This is a genomic window from Pseudomonas sp. G5(2012), from assembly GCF_000408945.1.
GTDB classification, from domain to species: Bacteria; Pseudomonadota; Gammaproteobacteria; order Pseudomonadales; family Pseudomonadaceae; genus Aquipseudomonas; species Aquipseudomonas umsongensis.
The window spans coordinates 17,489-34,192 of the sequence record NZ_APIO01000066.1 but is presented as its reverse complement, the minus strand read 5'-3'; the positions used below and the strand labels follow the sequence as shown (position 1 = coordinate 34,192).

Annotated in this window: 11 protein-coding genes; 10 read left to right on the top strand and 1 reads right to left on the bottom strand. The window is 62.3% G+C overall.

Features of this window, described 5'->3' with window-relative positions; genetic code table 11:
* Window positions 1-113 precede the first annotated feature (113 nt).
* Window positions 114-866: an SDR family NAD(P)-dependent oxidoreductase gene (locus PG5_RS21045; RefSeq protein WP_020799132.1), complete on the top strand. Its 753-nt coding sequence runs from the start codon at window positions 114-116 to the stop codon at window positions 864-866.
* A 329-nt stretch (window positions 867-1,195) separates the two neighbouring features.
* On the opposite strand, the gene PG5_RS21040 is transcribed toward PG5_RS21045, so the two are convergent.
* On the bottom strand, window positions 1,196-2,257 hold the full coding sequence (locus tag PG5_RS21040; RefSeq protein ID WP_020799131.1) for an MBL fold metallo-hydrolase: 1,062 nt from the start codon (window positions 2,255-2,257) through the stop codon (window positions 1,196-1,198).
* Between the two features lie 221 nt (window positions 2,258-2,478).
* On the opposite strand from PG5_RS21040, the gene PG5_RS21035 reads away from it, so the two are divergent.
* The 9 genes from PG5_RS21035 (at window position 2,479) to PG5_RS20995 (ending at window position 16,678) form a co-directional block, all read left to right on the top strand.
* Window positions 2,479-4,173: a DUF1302 domain-containing protein gene (locus tag PG5_RS21035; RefSeq protein ID WP_020799130.1), complete on the top strand. Its 1,695-nt coding sequence runs from the start codon at window positions 2,479-2,481 to the stop codon at window positions 4,171-4,173.
* A 99-nt stretch (window positions 4,174-4,272) separates the two neighbouring features.
* Window positions 4,273-5,358: a YCF48-related protein gene (locus PG5_RS21030; protein WP_020799129.1), complete on the top strand. Its 1,086-nt coding sequence runs from the start codon at window positions 4,273-4,275 to the stop codon at window positions 5,356-5,358.
* On the top strand, window positions 5,358-7,850 hold the full coding sequence (locus tag PG5_RS21025) for an RND family transporter (protein WP_020799128.1): 2,493 nt from the start codon (window positions 5,358-5,360) through the stop codon (window positions 7,848-7,850). Before PG5_RS21030 ends, PG5_RS21025 begins: the two co-directional genes overlap by 1 nt.
* 25 nt (window positions 7,851-7,875) lie before the next feature.
* Complete coding sequence (locus PG5_RS21020; protein ID WP_020799127.1) at window positions 7,876-9,024, top strand: acyl-CoA dehydrogenase family protein; 1,149 nt, start codon at window positions 7,876-7,878, stop codon at window positions 9,022-9,024.
* Between the two features lie 120 nt (window positions 9,025-9,144).
* Window positions 9,145-10,290, top strand: a complete 1,146-nt coding sequence (locus tag PG5_RS21015; protein WP_020799126.1) for an acyl-CoA dehydrogenase family protein — start codon at window positions 9,145-9,147, stop codon at window positions 10,288-10,290.
* Window positions 10,291-10,357: 67 nt separating this feature from the next.
* Entirely contained in the window at window positions 10,358-12,328 is a 1,971-nt protein-coding gene (locus PG5_RS21010) for an alkyl/aryl-sulfatase (protein WP_020799125.1), read from the top strand.
* Window positions 12,329-12,580: 252 nt separating this feature from the next.
* A complete protein-coding gene (locus PG5_RS21005) occupies window positions 12,581-14,011 on the top strand; it encodes a hypothetical protein (RefSeq protein ID WP_020799124.1) in 1,431 nt (476 codons plus the stop codon).
* Window positions 14,012-14,014: 3 nt separating this feature from the next.
* Complete coding sequence (locus PG5_RS21000) at window positions 14,015-15,472, top strand: acyl-CoA reductase (protein WP_020799123.1); 1,458 nt, start codon at window positions 14,015-14,017, stop codon at window positions 15,470-15,472.
* A 144-nt stretch (window positions 15,473-15,616) separates the two neighbouring features.
* Window positions 15,617-16,678, top strand: coding sequence for an NAD(P)-dependent alcohol dehydrogenase (locus PG5_RS20995; protein WP_020799122.1), 1,062 nt, complete (start codon window positions 15,617-15,619; stop codon window positions 16,676-16,678).
* The last annotated feature ends 26 nt before the right edge of the window (window positions 16,679-16,704 follow it).

Below are 16,704 nucleotides of genomic sequence, written 5' to 3'. Positions count from 1 at the left end.
TCAGGAGGTGCTCCAGTCAGTTCATGTCCTTCCGCAATGGGAGGGACGAGCGGGTGGATTTGTTTTTTAAGATCCGCCAGGTCCCCAATCCGGGTGCCAACGAAGGAATCACAATGAAACTGGATAATAAAGTAGCCGTCGTCACGGGCGCGGCATCAGGGCTTGGCCTGGCCACTTGCAAGGCGCTGGCGGCCGCGGGAGCCCAGGTAGTGGGGTTTGACCTGGATCAACAACGGCTCGATGCCGCGCTGGATGGCATCACCGGTATCACCGGCATCGCGGTCGACGTTGCCGACGAAGCCAGTGTCAGGGCGGGTATCGATACGGTGGTGCAGCGCTTTGGCGGGGTGCATGTGGCGGTGAACTGCGCGGGGATCCTGGGCCCCTGCAAGACGCTATCCAAAGGCCAGCTGTTTCCGACCGAGCTGTGGAACCGGGTGTTGGGGGTCAACCTCACGGGGACTTTCAATATCATCCGCCACGCGGCGTTGGCCATGTCCACGAACACACCCGAAGACAGTGGCGAGCGCGGTGTGATCATCAACACCGCCTCGCGTGCTGCCCGTGAGGGGCAGATGGGGCAGGCGGCCTACAGTGCGAGCAAGGCCGGCATCATAGGCATGACGCTGCCGATTGCCCGCGACCTGGCTGAACACGGCATACGCGTGGTGAGCCTGGCGCCAGGACTGTTCGAGTCCGGGATGTCCGCCAGCATGCCGGAAAAAGTCTCGGAAACCATCGTCAACGGTTTGCTGTTCCCACGCCGCATGGGCCATCCGCAAGAATTCGCCGCGCTGGTGCGACATGTGGTCGAAAACGCCTACCTCAACGCGCTGACCCTGGACATACAGTGCGGCACTCGTTGAGTTGAACACGATCCTTGGCGGTGGCCCGGGTCATTATCGATCGCGTGAGGGCCTGAATCCTCTGTAGGAGCGAGCATGCTCGCGATAAACCCGAGAACGCCGCGGGGTATCAGGCTTGCCGCGTTATCGTTGACTTCCATCGCGAGCATGCTCGCTCCTACGCACACCGCAGCGACAAGGGATTGAGACAGTAGACGACCCTCGCGAGCGAGCGCGTGAGCGGCCTGAGTCTTCTGTAGGAGCGAGCATGCTCGCGATAAACCCGAGAACGCCGCGGGGTATCAGGCTTCCCGCGTTATCGTTGACGACCCTCGCGGGCATGCTCGCTCCTACAGGGGGGCGTACCAGGCTACGCCTTGTTCATCAAGAGAGACACTGACCTCACCGCGCAGCAACAAGTGGTTGAGGCAGGCCAGGGTTTCGCCGGTCGCCAGGGTGAAGCGGGTGGGGTCGTCGTTGCATACGGCGGTGCTGAACAGCAGCGTGAACAGATCGATGGCGCGTGCGGGCTCGTGCAAGCCTGCGCGTAACCGATCCAGCGCTCCCCATGCATCGGCTTGCAGTTGTTCGATGCGTGCATGCAGGCCCCGGAAAGGTTTACCGTGAGACGGCAGCACCAGCACGTCGTCGGGCACACGACGACGCAGGGTGGCCAGGGATTCAAGCCAGTCGCTCAGCGGATCGGCATCCGGCTCGCTGGGCTGCACCGAGACGTTGGACGAGATACGCGGCAGCACCTGGTCGCCGGATATCAGCAGATTGCGGTCGGCGTCATACAGGCAAGCGTGTTCCGGCGAATGGCCGGCGCCCACCACCACTTCCCATGAATGCCCGCCGATGTTCAGCCGCTCGCCGTCGCGTATGCGTCGGTAGCTATCGGGCAAGGGCGAGATCATGCGGCCGAAACTGCCGAAGCGCTGGCGGTATCGCTCCAGGGTCGGCCCGTCCCATCCGGCGCGCCGGTAGAACGCCAGCGTCTCCTCTGGCGCCGTGCGTGCGCTATCGCTGGCCAACAGGCGGCCTTGCAGGTACTCCAGGCGCGTCATCCACAAGCGACTGCCGGTGTGCCGGGTCAGCCAGCCGGCCATTCCGACATGGTCCGGATGAAGATGGGTAGCGATGACCCGGCTCAAGGGGGCCTCGCGTAACGTGCCTTCCAGCAATGGGCGCCATAACGCAACTGTCTGCTCGTCGTAAATGCCGCTATCGACCAGTGTGGTGCCAGCCCCGTCAGCCAGGAGCCAGACGTTGATGGCGCCCAGGGACACCGGCAGCGGTAGCCGCAGCCACTGCACGCCCGGCGCTATCGGTTCGGGTGCTCCGGCGGTGGGCAGCATGGCGAAAGGGTAGCTGATCGGCGCGCCCGCGCTGGCCGGTGTGTCGTGCGTCATGGTGTTCTCCCGTTTGTTGTTACCGCCGCCGCACCCGGTCAGGTGCGCAATCAGCTCGATGGGCCAGACGTTACCGGAGGGGGGGTAGGGGGGGCACCCCCCTTTCAGAAAGGGGGGGGAGGACATCGGGCTGACGCTGGCACCCTTCGGAGCACTCGATCACTGATTGAGTGGCTTGCGAACCTGGATGTCCAGGTTCACCCAGGGGAGGAGGCACCCAGATGAATAACAAGAACAAATCGAATCAAAGTCATCCCGCCAGTTCTCATGCATTGAAGGCTACGGTCGTGGCCATGTGCGCGATTGCCTGCGGCAGCGCCAGTGCTATCGAGATCGATACCGGTAACGAAGACATCCAGCTGCGTTGGGACAACACCCTGCGCTACAACTTGGGTATGCGTACCGAAGGGCAGGACAGGGCGATCCTGGGCAACCCGAACAACGATGACGGCGACCGCAACTTCGACAAGCATCGACTGGTCAACAATCGCCTGGACGTACTCACAGAGTCGGACCTCATCTACAAGGGCAAGTATGGCGCCCGTGTCAGCGCCGCCCTATGGTATGACGCCGCCTATGCCGGAGATCTGGACAACGATAGCGTTGCCACCTCCAACCACCTCAACTCCAGTGGTCGCCCAGCCACCGGTCTAAGCCGCTACACCGACCGCTACTACGAAGGCCCGTCCGGTGAATGGATGGACGCCTTCGTGTTTGGCGAGTACGAAATGGGGGACATGCCGCTCAAGGCGCGCCTGGGTCGGCATACGGTCAACTGGGGTGAGTCGTTGCTCGGGGCTGGCGCCATCCATGGTATCTCCTACGGCCAGGCGCCACTGGATCAGGGCAAGGCATTGGCCTTGCCGGGGATCGAGGCCAAGGAACTGTACCTGCCGCGCAACCAGATTTCCGCGCAGTTGCAAGTCAACCCAGAGTGGTCGTTTGCTGCGCAGTATTTCTTCGAATGGCGGCCTTCGCGCGTGCCTGAGTCCGGCAGTTACCTGGGCTTCGCCGACATCTACCAGCAAGGTGGCGAGTCGTTCATCCTCAGCCCGACCCTGCGCGCCATCCATGGCGACGACATCGAGCCGCGCAACTCCGGTGACTGGGGCGTGATGACGCGTTGGAGCCCGGAATGGCTGGACGGCACCCTGGGGTTCTACGTACGCCAGTTCTCCGACACCCTGCCGCAGGTCATTCTGCTGGCCAACGCCCGCCCGCAGTACTACCTCAACTACGCCGACAAAATCGACATGTACGGCATCAGCCTGTCGAAGGAAATCGGCGGCATCAGCGTCGGTGCCGACCTCAACTACCGACGCAACATGCCGCTGGTGAGTTCGGCGGCGCGGGTCACCTCGACCGCGCAACTGCCGGACGACGGCGACATTCTCGGCGCCCGTGGCGACACCCTGCATGGTGTGCTCAACGCTATCGGCACCGTGAGCCCGACACCGTTCTTCGATGGCGCCAATTGGTCTACCGAGCTGACCTGGAGCCGTTGGATCTCGGTCAACGACGATCCGCTGCACCTGTTCAAGGGCTCGTCTGCCTACAAGGCCGTACCGACCAACATCGACGAAGTGTCCCGCGACGCCTACGGCATCGCGATCAACTTCACGCCCAACTGGTATCAGGTGTTCCCCGGTGGCGACCTGTCGCTGCCGATCAGTTACTCCCAGGGCCTCTCCGGCAACTCGGCGGTGGCGTCCGGCGGTAACAAGGATGCCGGCAGCTACGCGGTGGGCCTGGCGCTCGATCTCTACAGTCGCTACCGCTTCGACCTGAAGTACGTGGACTACTTCGGTGACTACTCGACCAACCCGGTGACCGGCGCGGCCCTGACCCCGAGTGGCAGCCAGGCTTTGCTGGAAGACCGTGGTGCGGTGTTCTTTACCTTCAAGACCACGCTTTGAGCTGCGCTTGACGTAATCGCAAGTCCGCCCACGGCGGTCCCGCCGCGGACCGCCGTTGGTGCAATGCGCGCCCGCGCGCAACTGATGTGAGGTGACAACGTGTTCAAACAACTCTTGCGACCACCGCTGCTGATCCTGACCACGCTTCTGGCGGTGCCGGCGTTCGCCCAGTCGGGCTTTGTCTCGCCCCTCGACACGCCTGCGTTGCAAAGCGCCAAGGCGATCCAGGCACCCATCAACGCGTTGGCCAGGGCCGCAGGAAGGCTGATCGCGGCCGGCCAGCGCGGCCATATTCTTTTTTCAGACAACGCCACCGACTGGGTCCAGGCCCAGGTGCCGGTCAGCTCGGACCTGACGGCACTGGCGTTTCCCACTGCCATCCAGGGCTGGGCCGTTGGCCACGAAGGTGTTGTGTTGCACAGCAGCGACTCGGGAAAAACCTGGACCAAACAGCTCGACGGTCAGCAGATCGCCGCGATCCTGCTCAAGCAATACGGCAACCCCGCCAACCCGGATGATCCCCAGGCGCAGCGCTTGCAACAGGATGCGCAATTGTTCGCCACCCAGGGCGCCGACAAACCGCTGCTGGACGTGTGGTTTGCCGATGAACGCACCGGGTTCGTCACCGGCGCGTTCAATTTGATCCTGCGTACCGAGGATGGTGGCCAGACCTGGACCGCCTGGCAGGACCGAATCGACAACCCGCGCAGCATGCACCTGTATGGCCTGCGCCCGGCAGCCGGCACGCTGTTCATGGTCGCCGAACAAGGCCTGGTGCTGAAACTGGACCGCGCCAGCCAGCGTTTCGTCAAGGTCGAACTGCCCTATGAGGGCACGTTGTTCGGCCTGCTCGGCGACGACCGTCTGGTGCTGGTCTACGGCCTGCGCGGCAATGCCTTGCGCAGTCTCGATGGCGGGGCAAGCTGGAGCACGGTCGACACCGGCATCAAGGAGGGCATCACCAGCGGCCTGATCGCCGAAGACGGCTCGATCCTGCTGGCCAGCCAAACCGGCCAATTGCTGCGCTCCACCGACCGCGGGGCAACGTTCAGCCGAGTCCCACTGGACCACGTGGCACCCAACTTCGCACTGGCACCCGCCGCCAACGGGGCCGTCGCCCTGGCGGGACTGGGTGGCGTGCGCGTGCAAAGCCTGCAACAGAACAAGCAAGTCGGAGAGCTGTGATGGGTATCCACAACGCCAGCGACAACCTGCAGTCCATCAGCAACATTGCTGATTTCAATCACCAGTCAGGCAGTCGTCTGGAGCGGTTGATCTTCAACCATCGGCTGCTGGTCATCCTGCTTTGCAGCGTGGTCACGGTCATCCTCGGCTGGGATTCGTCGCGCCTGACGCTCAATGCCGCGTTTGAGAAAACCATCCCGCTGAACCAGCCGTACATTCGTAACTTCCTGGAAAACCGCGACGAGCTCAAGGGCCTGGGCAATGCCGTGCGGGTGGTGGTGGAGAACCGCAAGGGCGATATTTTCGATCCCGCGTACCTGCAGGCACTCAAGCAAATCAACGATGAGCTGTTCCTGACGCCGGGTGTCGACCGGGCTAACGTCAAGTCCCTGTGGATGCCGGTGGTGCGCTGGAACGAGGTCACCGAAGAGGGCTTCGCCGGGGGACCGGTGATGCCAGACAACTACACCGGCTCCCAGGCCAGTACCGACGCCTTGCGCCAGAACATCGGCCGGGCGCAGTTGCTGGGTAATCTGGTGGGGACCGATTTCCGTTCCAGCATGATTTTCGTGCCGCTGCTGGACAAAGACATCAATACCGGCCAGCCGCTGGATTATTGGGAATTGTCCAAGCGCCTGGAGGGCATCCGCGCGCAGTTCTCCGGTACCCAGGGCAGCGCTGACCTGGACATCCGCATTGTCGGTTTCTCCAAGGTCGTGGGCGATCTGCTCGACGGCTTGCAGCAGATGATCCTGTACTTCGCCGTGGCGGCGGTGATCGCCGCGCTGATCATTTTTGCCTGGACCCGTTGTGTGCGCAGCACCGTGCTGGTGCTGGGCTGTTCCTGCATCGCCGTGTTGTGGCAGCTCGGCCTGATTGCCCGCCTGGGTTACGCGCTGGACCCTTATTCGATTCTCGTGCCGTTCCTGGTGTTCGCCATTGGCGTGTCCCATGGCGCGCAGAAAATGAACGGGATCATGCAGGACGTGGCCCGTGGCACCCATCGGCTGGTCGCCGCCCGCTACACGTTCCGCCGCCTGTTCCTGGCCGGGGTCACGGCGCTGGTGGCCGATGCCGTGGGTTTTGGCGTGTTGATATTGATCGACATCCCGGTGATCCAGGACCTCGCAATCACGGCGTCCATCGGCGTTGCCCTGCTGGTGTTCACCAACCTGATTCTGCTGCCGGTGATGCTGTCCTACACCGGCGTCAGTCCCAAGGCTGCGGCGCGTAGCCTGCGCAAAGAACAGCGTGAAACGAGCGGGGCCTGGCGTCTGCTGGAGCGTTTCACCGAGCGCCGCTGGGCCACGGCACTGCTGCTGGGCTCGGCGTTGCTGACGGTGGCGGGCTTTGTCGTCAGCACCCATCTGCAAATCGGCGATCTGGATGCCGGGGCTTCGGAACTGCGACCCAACTCGCGCTACAACCTGGACAACGCCTATATCAACAGCAAGTACTCGCTGTCTTCCGACCAGTTCGCGGTCATCGTCAAGACCAAGGCCGAGGGCTGCCTGGAATACCAGACACTGGTCGATGCCGACCGACTGGGCTGGGTCCTGCAGCAAGTGCCGGGGGTGCAAAGCACGGTGTCCTTGGCCGATGCGGTGCGCAAGATCACGGCGGGTTCCTACGAGGGCAGTCCCAAGTGGATGTCGATCTCGCCCAACCAGGACGTACTCAACTATGCGGCGCGGACCGCGAGCACCAGCAATCCGGAACTGTTCAACAACGACTGTTCGGTGATGCCGGTGGTGGCCTACCTCTCCGATCATAAGGCGCAGACACTCGATCAAGTGGTGCAGGCCGCGCAAGCCTTTGCCAGCGCGCACAGCACGCCGGACCGCCAGTTCCTGCTGGCCGCCGGCAGCGCCGGGATCGAAGCGGCCACCAACATCGTGGTCAAGAAGGCCAACCTGACCATGTTGATGTACGTGTACGCGGCGGTCATCGTGCTGTGCTTCATCACCTTTCGCAGCTGGCGCGCGGTGGTGGTGGCCGTGGTACCGCTGGTGATCACTTCGATTCTGTGCGAAGCGCTGATGGTGCTGCTGGGCATGGGCGTGAAGGTCGCGACCCTGCCGGTGATCGCACTCGGGGTGGGCATCGGCGTCGACTACGCCCTGTATCTGCTGAGCATCCAGCTGGCCCGTCAACGTGCAGGCGACACCTTGGCCCAGGCCTACCGACATGCCTTGCGGTTCACTGGCAAAGTCGTGGCGCTGGTGGGCGTGACCCTGGCCGCGGGGGTGATCACCTGGGCGTTCTCACCCATCAAGTTCCAGGCCGACATGGGCATCCTGCTGACCTTCATGTTCCTGTGGAACATGCTCGGCGCCCTGGCCCTGATCCCGGCGCTGTCGCACTTCCTGCTCAGGAACGAGCATGTCTGCGGTTCGCCGACGGTCACCCCGGCAACCACAGACACATCCACCGTCATTGCATCCAAGGTCCGGACTGTACAGCGTGTACAGGCCGATCCGAACCCTGTCTGACCCCCTGAATTCATAAGGAATCACCATGAGCGATACAAACGCAGCGTTCCTCGGCGAACAGGAACTCATGATCCGCGATTCGGCGCGCAAGGTTGCCGCCGAAGTGGTTGCCCCCACGGCTGCCGAACGTGATCGCAGTGCCGCCTGGCCTCGCAATGAGCTGCAAGCCGTTGCCGAACTGGGCTTCCTCGGCATGCTGATCCCTGAAGAGTACGGCGGTGCCGGTGCCAGCTTTGTCGAGTACTGCCTGGCCATCGAGGAGTTCGCCGCCGCTGACACCGGCTTCGCCACCCTGATTCACGTCCACAATTCAGTCGGACTGGCCGTGGCGCGACTGGGTAACGAACAACAGAAGCGCAAATACCTGCCGGACCTGGCCTGCGGTAAACGCATCGGTGCCTTTTTGCTCAGCGAGCCGCACGCCGGCTCCGACACGGCAGCGTTCCGCACTCAGGCACGGCGCGAAGGCGAGCACTACGTCATCAATGGCAGCAAGCAATTCATCTCCAACGGCAACGAAGCGGGCCTGGGCCTGGTGCTGGCCGTCACTGACAAGGCTGCCGGCAAGAAGGGCAGCAGCCTGCTGATGGTCGACCCGCAGGAAAGTCCCGGTTACGTCGTGGCTCGCGTCGAGCACAAGATGGGCCAGCGCTCGGCCCATGTCGCGCAGATCCAGCTGGACCAATGCCGGGTACCGGTGGCCAACCTGCTGGGCGAAGAAGGAGCGGGCTATCGCAACGTGATGGGTTCGTTGTCGGAAGGACGGGTGGCGATTGCCGCCGTCGCCACCGGCACCGCACGCGCTGCGCTGGATTCGGCGGTGGGCTATGCCAAGGAACGCGAAGCCTACGGCGAGCCAATCATCAAACTGCAAGGGGTAGCGTTCGACCTTGCCGACATGGCCGCGCAAGTGGATGTCGCCCACCACTACATGGTTCATGCCGCGCGATTGTGTGAAGCCCACGTGCCCTGCGCCAAGGAAGCCTCGGTGGCCAAGCTGTTCGCCAGCGAAATGGCAGAGAAGGTGTGCTCCGACGCGCTGCAGATCCATGGAGGCTATGGCTACCTCAATGATTTCCCGGTGGAGCGTTACTGCCGGGATGTACGGGTGACCAAAATCTATGAAGGCACCAGCCATATCCAGAAATTGATCATCGCGCGCAGCCTGGCCTGACATGTGTGTAGCCCCCCTCTACTTGGAGGGGGTGACCGGACAGCTATCGGGCATAACCTGTTGTTCAAAGCGGGCTCGAATACGCCGGTGGATTCGCGACGATTGGCAGGGAACCAGACCATGCAGATACAGAACTCGACCGATGCACAGCGTCATGCAGTGGACAGCTTCCGTATCTTCCTTGCGACGGAGGTGGCGCCGGTCGCCAGTGCGTTCCGGGGTGGGCCGATTCCCCGGGAGAGAATGCGCGAAATCACCCAGGGCATCGCCGAATTCGGCCTGCCCGGCGCCAGTATTGCGCCGCACCTGGGTGGCATGGGTTTATCGGTGGTCACCGAAGCCATGCTTCTTGCAGAGTTGTGCGTGGTTTCCAGCGAAATCGCCCACTGCGTCATCGTCAACATGCTCGTCGCCAGCGTCCTGGTCGAATTGCCTGAAGCGCAGCAACCGCTGCGCGAACGCTACCTGCCGGACTTGCTCGCCGGTCGCCGCTTCGGCGGCTATTACCTGCATCAGGCCGATGCTCAGGCAACGCTAACAGAAGGGGGCGTCAACGCCTGGACCACGGCGCACGGTTGGGTCATCAACGGTGCCCACGAGCGGGTGTGCAACGGCCATTACTCGGACATCCTCATTACCGGGATGCTGACCGAGGAGGGCGTGTCATGTCATGTGCTGGTGGACCGTGAGCAGCAGGGTTACTCCTCGCGCATCATCGACAGATCGACCCCGACCGGCACGTTCAATACCCGGGTGTCCTTCAACAATGTGCGCGTGCCGGCCGGCCATACGATCTGGCAAGAACAGGAAGGCCAGGCCGGGCTGCTGGAAAAGATCGACGCCGGCGCAGCCTTGCTGTCGATCGGCCTGGCCCGGTCGGTTCTGGAGGCGTGCATCAACAACGCGCGAAATCCTGACGATTGCGGCAGGGCGGCGGCATCGCAGCCGTTGGTGGCACTCAGGATTGCCGAGATGGCGACCCGAATCGAAGCGGCGAAACTCATGTGCTTTCAGGCCTATTCGCTGATCGATAACGACACTCCCTGCCAGATTCAGGCGTGCATGGCTCGCTGGCTGGCCAGTGAAACGCTGCTCAAGGCTTGCCAGGACGCGCTGCAGCTGCCCGGTGGCAAGGGGGTGAGCGCCGCATTGGACCTTGAGCGCATGGTGCGAGAGTCCATCGTGCTACCGGCGCCCAACGGCCTGACCGACCGGCAAAAATTGTCCATCGCCAAGGCGCTCACGGGCATCAGTACCGCGGGCTGACGGCTGTATTGACGGCGGCCACCCCGGCACGCCTGACTTATCACTCTGAACCATTCAAGGATTTTGTATGCGCTATTGCCTTGTTGCACTGTCTGTTGCCTTCGCCCTGTCCAGCAGCTTGTCATGGGCCGAGGACGCCCCGATCACGCCCGCAAAAGCTGCCAGCCCGACAACGGCAGCTGTCAACCAGGCGGTGCTCAAACAATTGCCGTTTCAGGATCGCGCCGACTATGAAGCCGCGCGGCGCGGGTTGGTCGCCGCCTTTGAGGGCGAAATCAAGGATGCCAATGGCAAGACCGTGTGGAATTCCCACCAGTACGACTTCCTCAAGCAAGAGCAGGCCCCGGACACGGTGAACCCCAGCCTGTGGCGTTTGGCGCAGCTCAATGCCAATGCCGGCTTGTTCCAGGTCACCGACAGAATCTACCAGGTGCGTGGTATCGACCTGGCTAACATGACCATCATCGAAGGTGACGATGGCCTGATCATCATCGACCCGCTCTACGTCACCGAAACCGCGAAGGCCGGCCTTGAAATGTACTACCGCAATCGCCCGCGCAAACCGGTGGTGGCGGTGATCTATAGCCACAGCCATGTCGATCATTTCGGCGGTGTGCGTGGGGTGGTCGACGAAGCAGACGTCAAGGCCGGCAAGGTTCGCATCTATGCGCCAGGCGGTTTCATGGAACACGCCATCCAGGAAAACGTCCTGGCGGGTACCGCCATGTTTCGTCGCGGCATGTTCCAGAGTGGCGGCGCGGTGGCCGGTAGCGAGCGGGGGCAGGTGGATTCGGGGATTGGCAAAGGTGTGCCGGTGGGCGGCACGATCAGCCTGATCGCACCGAGCGACCTGATCGTAAAACCGGAGGAAACCCACGATATTTCCGGTGTGCAGGTGGTATTCCAACTCACCCCGGGAACCGAGGCCCCCTCGGAGATGAACCTGTACCTGCCGCAAATGCAGGCGCTCTGTATTTCCGAGAACGCCGTGCGCTCGATGCACAACCTGCTCACGCCCCGTGGTGCCGAAGTGCGTGACGGTAAAGCCTGGGCGCATTTTCTCGACGACGCGCTAGTGCGCTATGGCGACAAGGCACAGGTGATGTTCGCTCAACACAACTGGCCGACCTGGGGCGGGGACAATATCCGCAACATGCTGGCCGATGAGCGTGACATGTACGCCTTTATCAACAATCGGACCCTGAACTTGCTCAACCAGGGCATGAATCCGCTGGAAATTGCCGACGCGGTGAAGAAGTTGCCCGGCGACCTCGATCAGAAGTGGTATGCCAGGGGCTACTACGGCACGCTGAGTTTCAACACCCGCGCGGTGTACCAGCGCTATCTGGGCTTCTACGACGGCAATCCGTCGACGCTTGACCCACTGCCTCCGGTCGAAGCCGGCAAACACTACGTGCAAGCCATGGGCGGTGCTGACAAGGTATTGGCGCAGATGCGCGCGGCAATGGACAGCGGCGATTACCGCTGGGCAGCCCAGTTGGGCAATCATCTGGTGTTCGCCGAGCCCGAGAACAAGGCGGCACGCGAAGCCCAGGCCGATGCGCTGGAACAATTGGGTTACCGCAGCGAATCGGCGATCTGGCGCAACATGTACCTCACCGGCGTGCAAGAGTTGCGTCAGATCAAGCCGCAGCAGGGCGCCCGTGCCACGGCCGACCTGATCCGGGCGGCGACGCCGACCATGTTCATGGACCTGCTGGCCGTGCGCATGGATTCGGACAAAGCCCAAGGCCACGACATGACCCTGAACTGGAACTTCGATGATCTTGACCAGCATTTTGCCTTGACCCTGCGCAATGGAGTGCTGACCTACCGCGAACAGGCCAGCCATGCCAAGGCCGATGTGTCGGTCACGATGAGCAAGGCCGTGCTGGACCGGATCAGCCTGCGCCAGCTCGACTTCCCGACGGCGCTCAAACAGGGGGATATCAAGCTTGCAGGGGACGCAGACCGTTTCAAGGCGATGCTCGGCATGCTGACCAGCTTCCAGCCAATGTTCAACGTCGTGACGCCCTGAGCGGTGGCACGTTGAGGCTCGTTGGTTGACGCACAAGCCATGCGCTGCTTTCCAGGGAAGACCCGGAACAACCCGGCGCATGGTTCATCAAAATAGAAAAAAATCCATGTATAACAGAGTGTTGAGGTGACTTTACCGATACCGGAATACGGAAATGATTTTGCCTGGCGCGCCCTTAAACTGGGTCCGCCATCAAGGCCGTTACGCATCGACGGCCAAGGCACGACCCCGTGAATCCCCGGAGACAGTCCCGTGACAAGAACAATAGAAGAACAGGTCGATCTACTGCTGAGCGATCCGGCGGCCCTGGTCGGGCATAGCCTGCAAAACTGGAAGCAAATGCCTGCCGAACAGATCAATGCGCTGCAGCTGGCCGGGCTGAAACGGCGTTTCGGCGAAATGCGCGACCGTATCGCGGTGTTGAAGAAACTGGCGGACGCCGAGGGCATCGAGCGAATCGAACAACTGGACGACGTGGTGCCCCTGCTGTTCGAGCACACCCTGTTCAAGTCCTACCCGCCATCGCTACTGGAAAAAAACAACTTCGCCGCGATCAACAAATGGTTGGGCAAGCTGGTGGTTCCGGAACTGGCCGAGAAGATTGCCGCCGTCGACGTCACTGCGTGCAAAGGACTGGACGACTGGTTTGAAACCATGGACAGCGCCATTCCCGAGCTGTGCCTGAGCCATACGTCGGGCACTTCCGGGACGCTGTCGTTTTTGCCGTGCAGTGCCCGTGAGTTCGAAAAAGCTTCCCAGGTGCGCAAACTCTACGCCTGGAACATGACCGGCGCGGACACGCCGGACCCGGACCTGCACACGGCGTATCCGTACTACCGCAAAGGCTACCTCAGCCACCTGCGCGGCATGGGCTCGCTGGTGCGGGTACTGCTGCCCGATCTCTCACACTTCCACCCGGCCTATCCCTCGACCCTGTCCAGCGACGTACTGCGCCTGGGCGCCAGGCTGCGGGCCGCCCACGCCAATGGCACGCTGGATCGCCTGGTGGTGGCGCCTGAGCTGCTGGCCAAGAAAAAAGCCTTCGACCAGCAGCAGGCCGAGATGCCGCAGCACCTGGCGGCCTTTTTCGATGACATCGCGACCCGTCTCAAGGGCAAGCGCGTGTACATCGGCGGTACCTGGAACCTGCTGCACAACATGGCCGTGGCCGGCCTGGAGCGTGGCCTGGAAGGGGTGTTCCATCCCGATTCCTACATCATCACCACCGGCGGCGCCAAAGGCGTGGTGCCGCCCGAGAACTGGCGCGAAGACGTGATGCGCTTCCTGGGGGTGAAGACGCTGAACGAGTCCTATGCCATGTCGGAGGTGGTCAGTGGTTCGCACCTCAAATGCGAACAGGGCAACTACCACTTCTCGCACACCGCGATTCCCTTCCTGCTCGACCCCGAAACCAGCAAGCCGCTGCCGCGCCACGGCCGCCAGACCGGGCGCGCGGCGTTCTTCGACCTTGGCGCTGATATCCACTGGGGCGGCTTCATCACGGGCGACGAAGTCACCATCGAGTGGGATCAACCCTGCACCTGCGGGCGCCATAGCCGCTACGTGGTTGGGGCGATCCAGCGCTACAGCGAAAAGAACGGCGGCGACGACAAGATCACCTGCGCCGCATCCGAGCAGTCCCATCGCGAAGCGATGGATTTCCTCAACACCCTGGAAGGCTGAGCCATGTCCCATCCCATTGCTCCGATGATCATTCGTGGTCAAGTCATCACCGATAACCTGATCGAAGTGGGCGGTCGCGGCGGCGACCTGAGTTTTCTCACCCCCGACGCCAGCAAGTACATCGACCAGTTGCCCCTGGGCAATCCGGCGAAGCTCGCCGACCTGTACCGCTTGAGTTTCGACGACATTCTCGATTACGCCGTCGAACTCGGTGCGCGCCTGGACCTGGACAAGAACCAGTACCTGCAGGAAGCCTGTGAACTGTCGTTCCTCACGGCGCCGACCACCCCGACCATCGTCAAGGGCTCCTACATGGGCCTCAAGCACTTGCTGTCCCGTGAGTTCATCACCGAGATGGCAGAAAGCACGGTGGGTATCAAATACCTGGAAGGCTGGGTTCCGCAGACACTGCTCGACGGCACCGAACTGGAAGTGCGCTGCTTTGGCGCCCGGACCTTGCACATCGTCGCCGGCAACGCAGTGTCCCTGTCGTTGTGGACCATCATCCGCAACATGGTGCTGCGCAGCGACGCGATCATCAAGGCGCCGTCCAACGACCCGTTCACGGCGCTGGCCATCGCCCGCACCATGGTCGACATGGCGCCGGATCATCCGCTGACCAAACACCTTTCGGTGGCTTACTGGAAGGGCGGCGACGAGGCGTTCGAGCAGCGCCTTTACCAACCGCAGAACCTGGAAAAAATCGTCGCCTGGGGCGGTTTCGCCTCGATGAAGCACGTGACCAAATACATCCAGCCCGGCCTTGAACTGATTTCCCTGGACCCCAAGCGCAGCGCCAGCATCATTGGCCAGGAGGCCTTCTACAACGAAGAGAACATGCGCGAAGCGGCGGTGCGCCTGGCGGCCGACATCGGTGCAATCAACCAGAAGGGCTGTGTCTGCGCGCGTGTGGTGTATGTGCAGAGCGGCACGGACGAGCAGGGCCTGGAGCGGCTCAACACCTTTGGCCAGTATGTCTATGAAGCCATGCTGGGCTTGCCCAATACCCTGAGCACCGCGCCCAAGCGTTACGACCAGGGCCTGAAGGCCCACGTCGACGCGCTGCGCCTGGATGACGAGTGGTACAAGGTCATCGGTGGCAAGGAAGGCGAGGGCGCGATTATCTGCTCGCAATTGCCGGAACCGGTGTCCTTCGCCGCCAGCCTCGATGACCGGACTGCCAACCTGGTGCCGGTCGACGACTTGAGCGAAATGATGGCGGCGGTTGACGCCTACACCCAAACCGTCGGCGTCTATCCCGAAAGCATCAAGGATCAACTCAAGGATGTGCTGCCGCTGTATGGCGCTCAACGCATCGTTTCCCTGGGCTACGCCGCTGCCATGAAGTTTGCCGCGCCCCAGGATTCCATCGAGCCGATGCGTCGCATGGGCAAGTGGATTTCCAACCAGATCGCCGCACCAGAAACCAGTGCCGCGCCCTGGTTGCGGCCTTCGATCTGACACCATTCCCTGTAGGAGCGAGCCTGCTCGCGAAAAACGTCCAGGCAACGCGGGCATTCAGACACCCCGCGTCATCGATAGCGACCATCGCGAGCACGCTCGCTCCTACAGGGGAGCGCTCATTCAATCTGTGGAGAAATGAACATGACCACCTGCATCGGCTATGGCGTCCATGAAGCCAACGCTCCCCTCGAACCCCTGCGCTTCGAACGCCGTGAGCTGCGCGCCGACGATGTCGCCATCGATATCGACTACTGCGGCGTCTGCCATTCCGACCTGCATTACGTGCATAACGACTGGAAAAGCACGCGGTTTCCCTGTGTGCCGGGCCATGAAATCGTCGGTCGGGTCACTGCCGTGGGGCCTGCTGTCAATCGTTATCGTCCCGGTGATCGGGTGGCTGTCGGTTGCATGGTCGACAGCTGCCAGCAATGTGCGGCCTGCGAGCAACATCAGGAGCCGCATTGCACCCAGGGCATGACACCCACCTATAACGGCCTGGACCGCATCAGCGGCGAGGTGACCCGCGGCGGTTACGCCCAACACATCGTGGTACGCGAGCGTTTCGTGTTGCGGGTACCGCCGGCGCTGGATCCGCGCTTCACCGGTCCGTTGCTGTGTGCCGGCATCACTGTCTGGACGCCGATGCGCGAGCATGACGTCAAGACCGGTACGCGCCTGGCGGTCATCGGGCTGGGCGGACTGGGCCACATGGCGGTCAAGCTCGGCGTTGCGTTGGGCGCCGAGGTCACCGTGATCACCACTTCACCCGGCAAGGCCGAGGACGCCCTGGCGCTTGGCGCGCATCATGTACTGTTGTCGTCCGACCCGCAGGCCATGAAAACCGCCGCCAGCAGCTTCGACCTGATTCTGGACACCATCCCGCGCGGCCACAACGTCAACCCTTACCTGATGCTGCTGGGCCGCAATGGCAAACTTGTGCTGGTTGGCGCCCTGGAACCGCTGGAGCCGATTCACGGTGCATTGCTGGCGATCAACAACCGTTCGATCACCGGCGCGTTGATCGGTGGACTGGAGCAGACCCAGGAGTTGCTGGACTTCTGCGCCGAGCATCAAGTGCTGCCAAGTTGCGAAATGATCGACATCCAGGACATCAACCAGGCGTTCACCCGCATGCAGAACAATGACGTGAAGTATCGATTCGTGATCGACATGGCGTCGCTCAAGGATGTCGACGTGGCCTGACATCGGTTCTCCCCTCGGCTAGCATC

Coding starts and splice junctions, on each gene's coding strand:
- PG5_RS21000 (WP_020799123.1), top strand. CDS start 14,015: ATGTCCCATCCCATTGCTCCGATGATCATTCGTGGTCAAGTCATCACC.
- PG5_RS21040 (WP_020799131.1), bottom strand. CDS start 2,257: ATGACGCACGACACACCGGCCAGCGCGGGCGCGCCGATCAGCTACCCT.
- PG5_RS21010 (WP_020799125.1), top strand. CDS start 10,358: ATGCGCTATTGCCTTGTTGCACTGTCTGTTGCCTTCGCCCTGTCCAGC.
- PG5_RS21045 (WP_020799132.1), top strand. CDS start 114: ATGAAACTGGATAATAAAGTAGCCGTCGTCACGGGCGCGGCATCAGGG.
- PG5_RS21035 (WP_020799130.1), top strand. CDS start 2,479: ATGAATAACAAGAACAAATCGAATCAAAGTCATCCCGCCAGTTCTCAT.
- PG5_RS21015 (WP_020799126.1), top strand. CDS start 9,145: ATGCAGATACAGAACTCGACCGATGCACAGCGTCATGCAGTGGACAGC.
- PG5_RS21025 (WP_020799128.1), top strand. CDS start 5,358: ATGGGTATCCACAACGCCAGCGACAACCTGCAGTCCATCAGCAACATT.
- PG5_RS20995 (WP_020799122.1), top strand. CDS start 15,617: ATGACCACCTGCATCGGCTATGGCGTCCATGAAGCCAACGCTCCCCTC.
- PG5_RS21020 (WP_020799127.1), top strand. CDS start 7,876: ATGAGCGATACAAACGCAGCGTTCCTCGGCGAACAGGAACTCATGATC.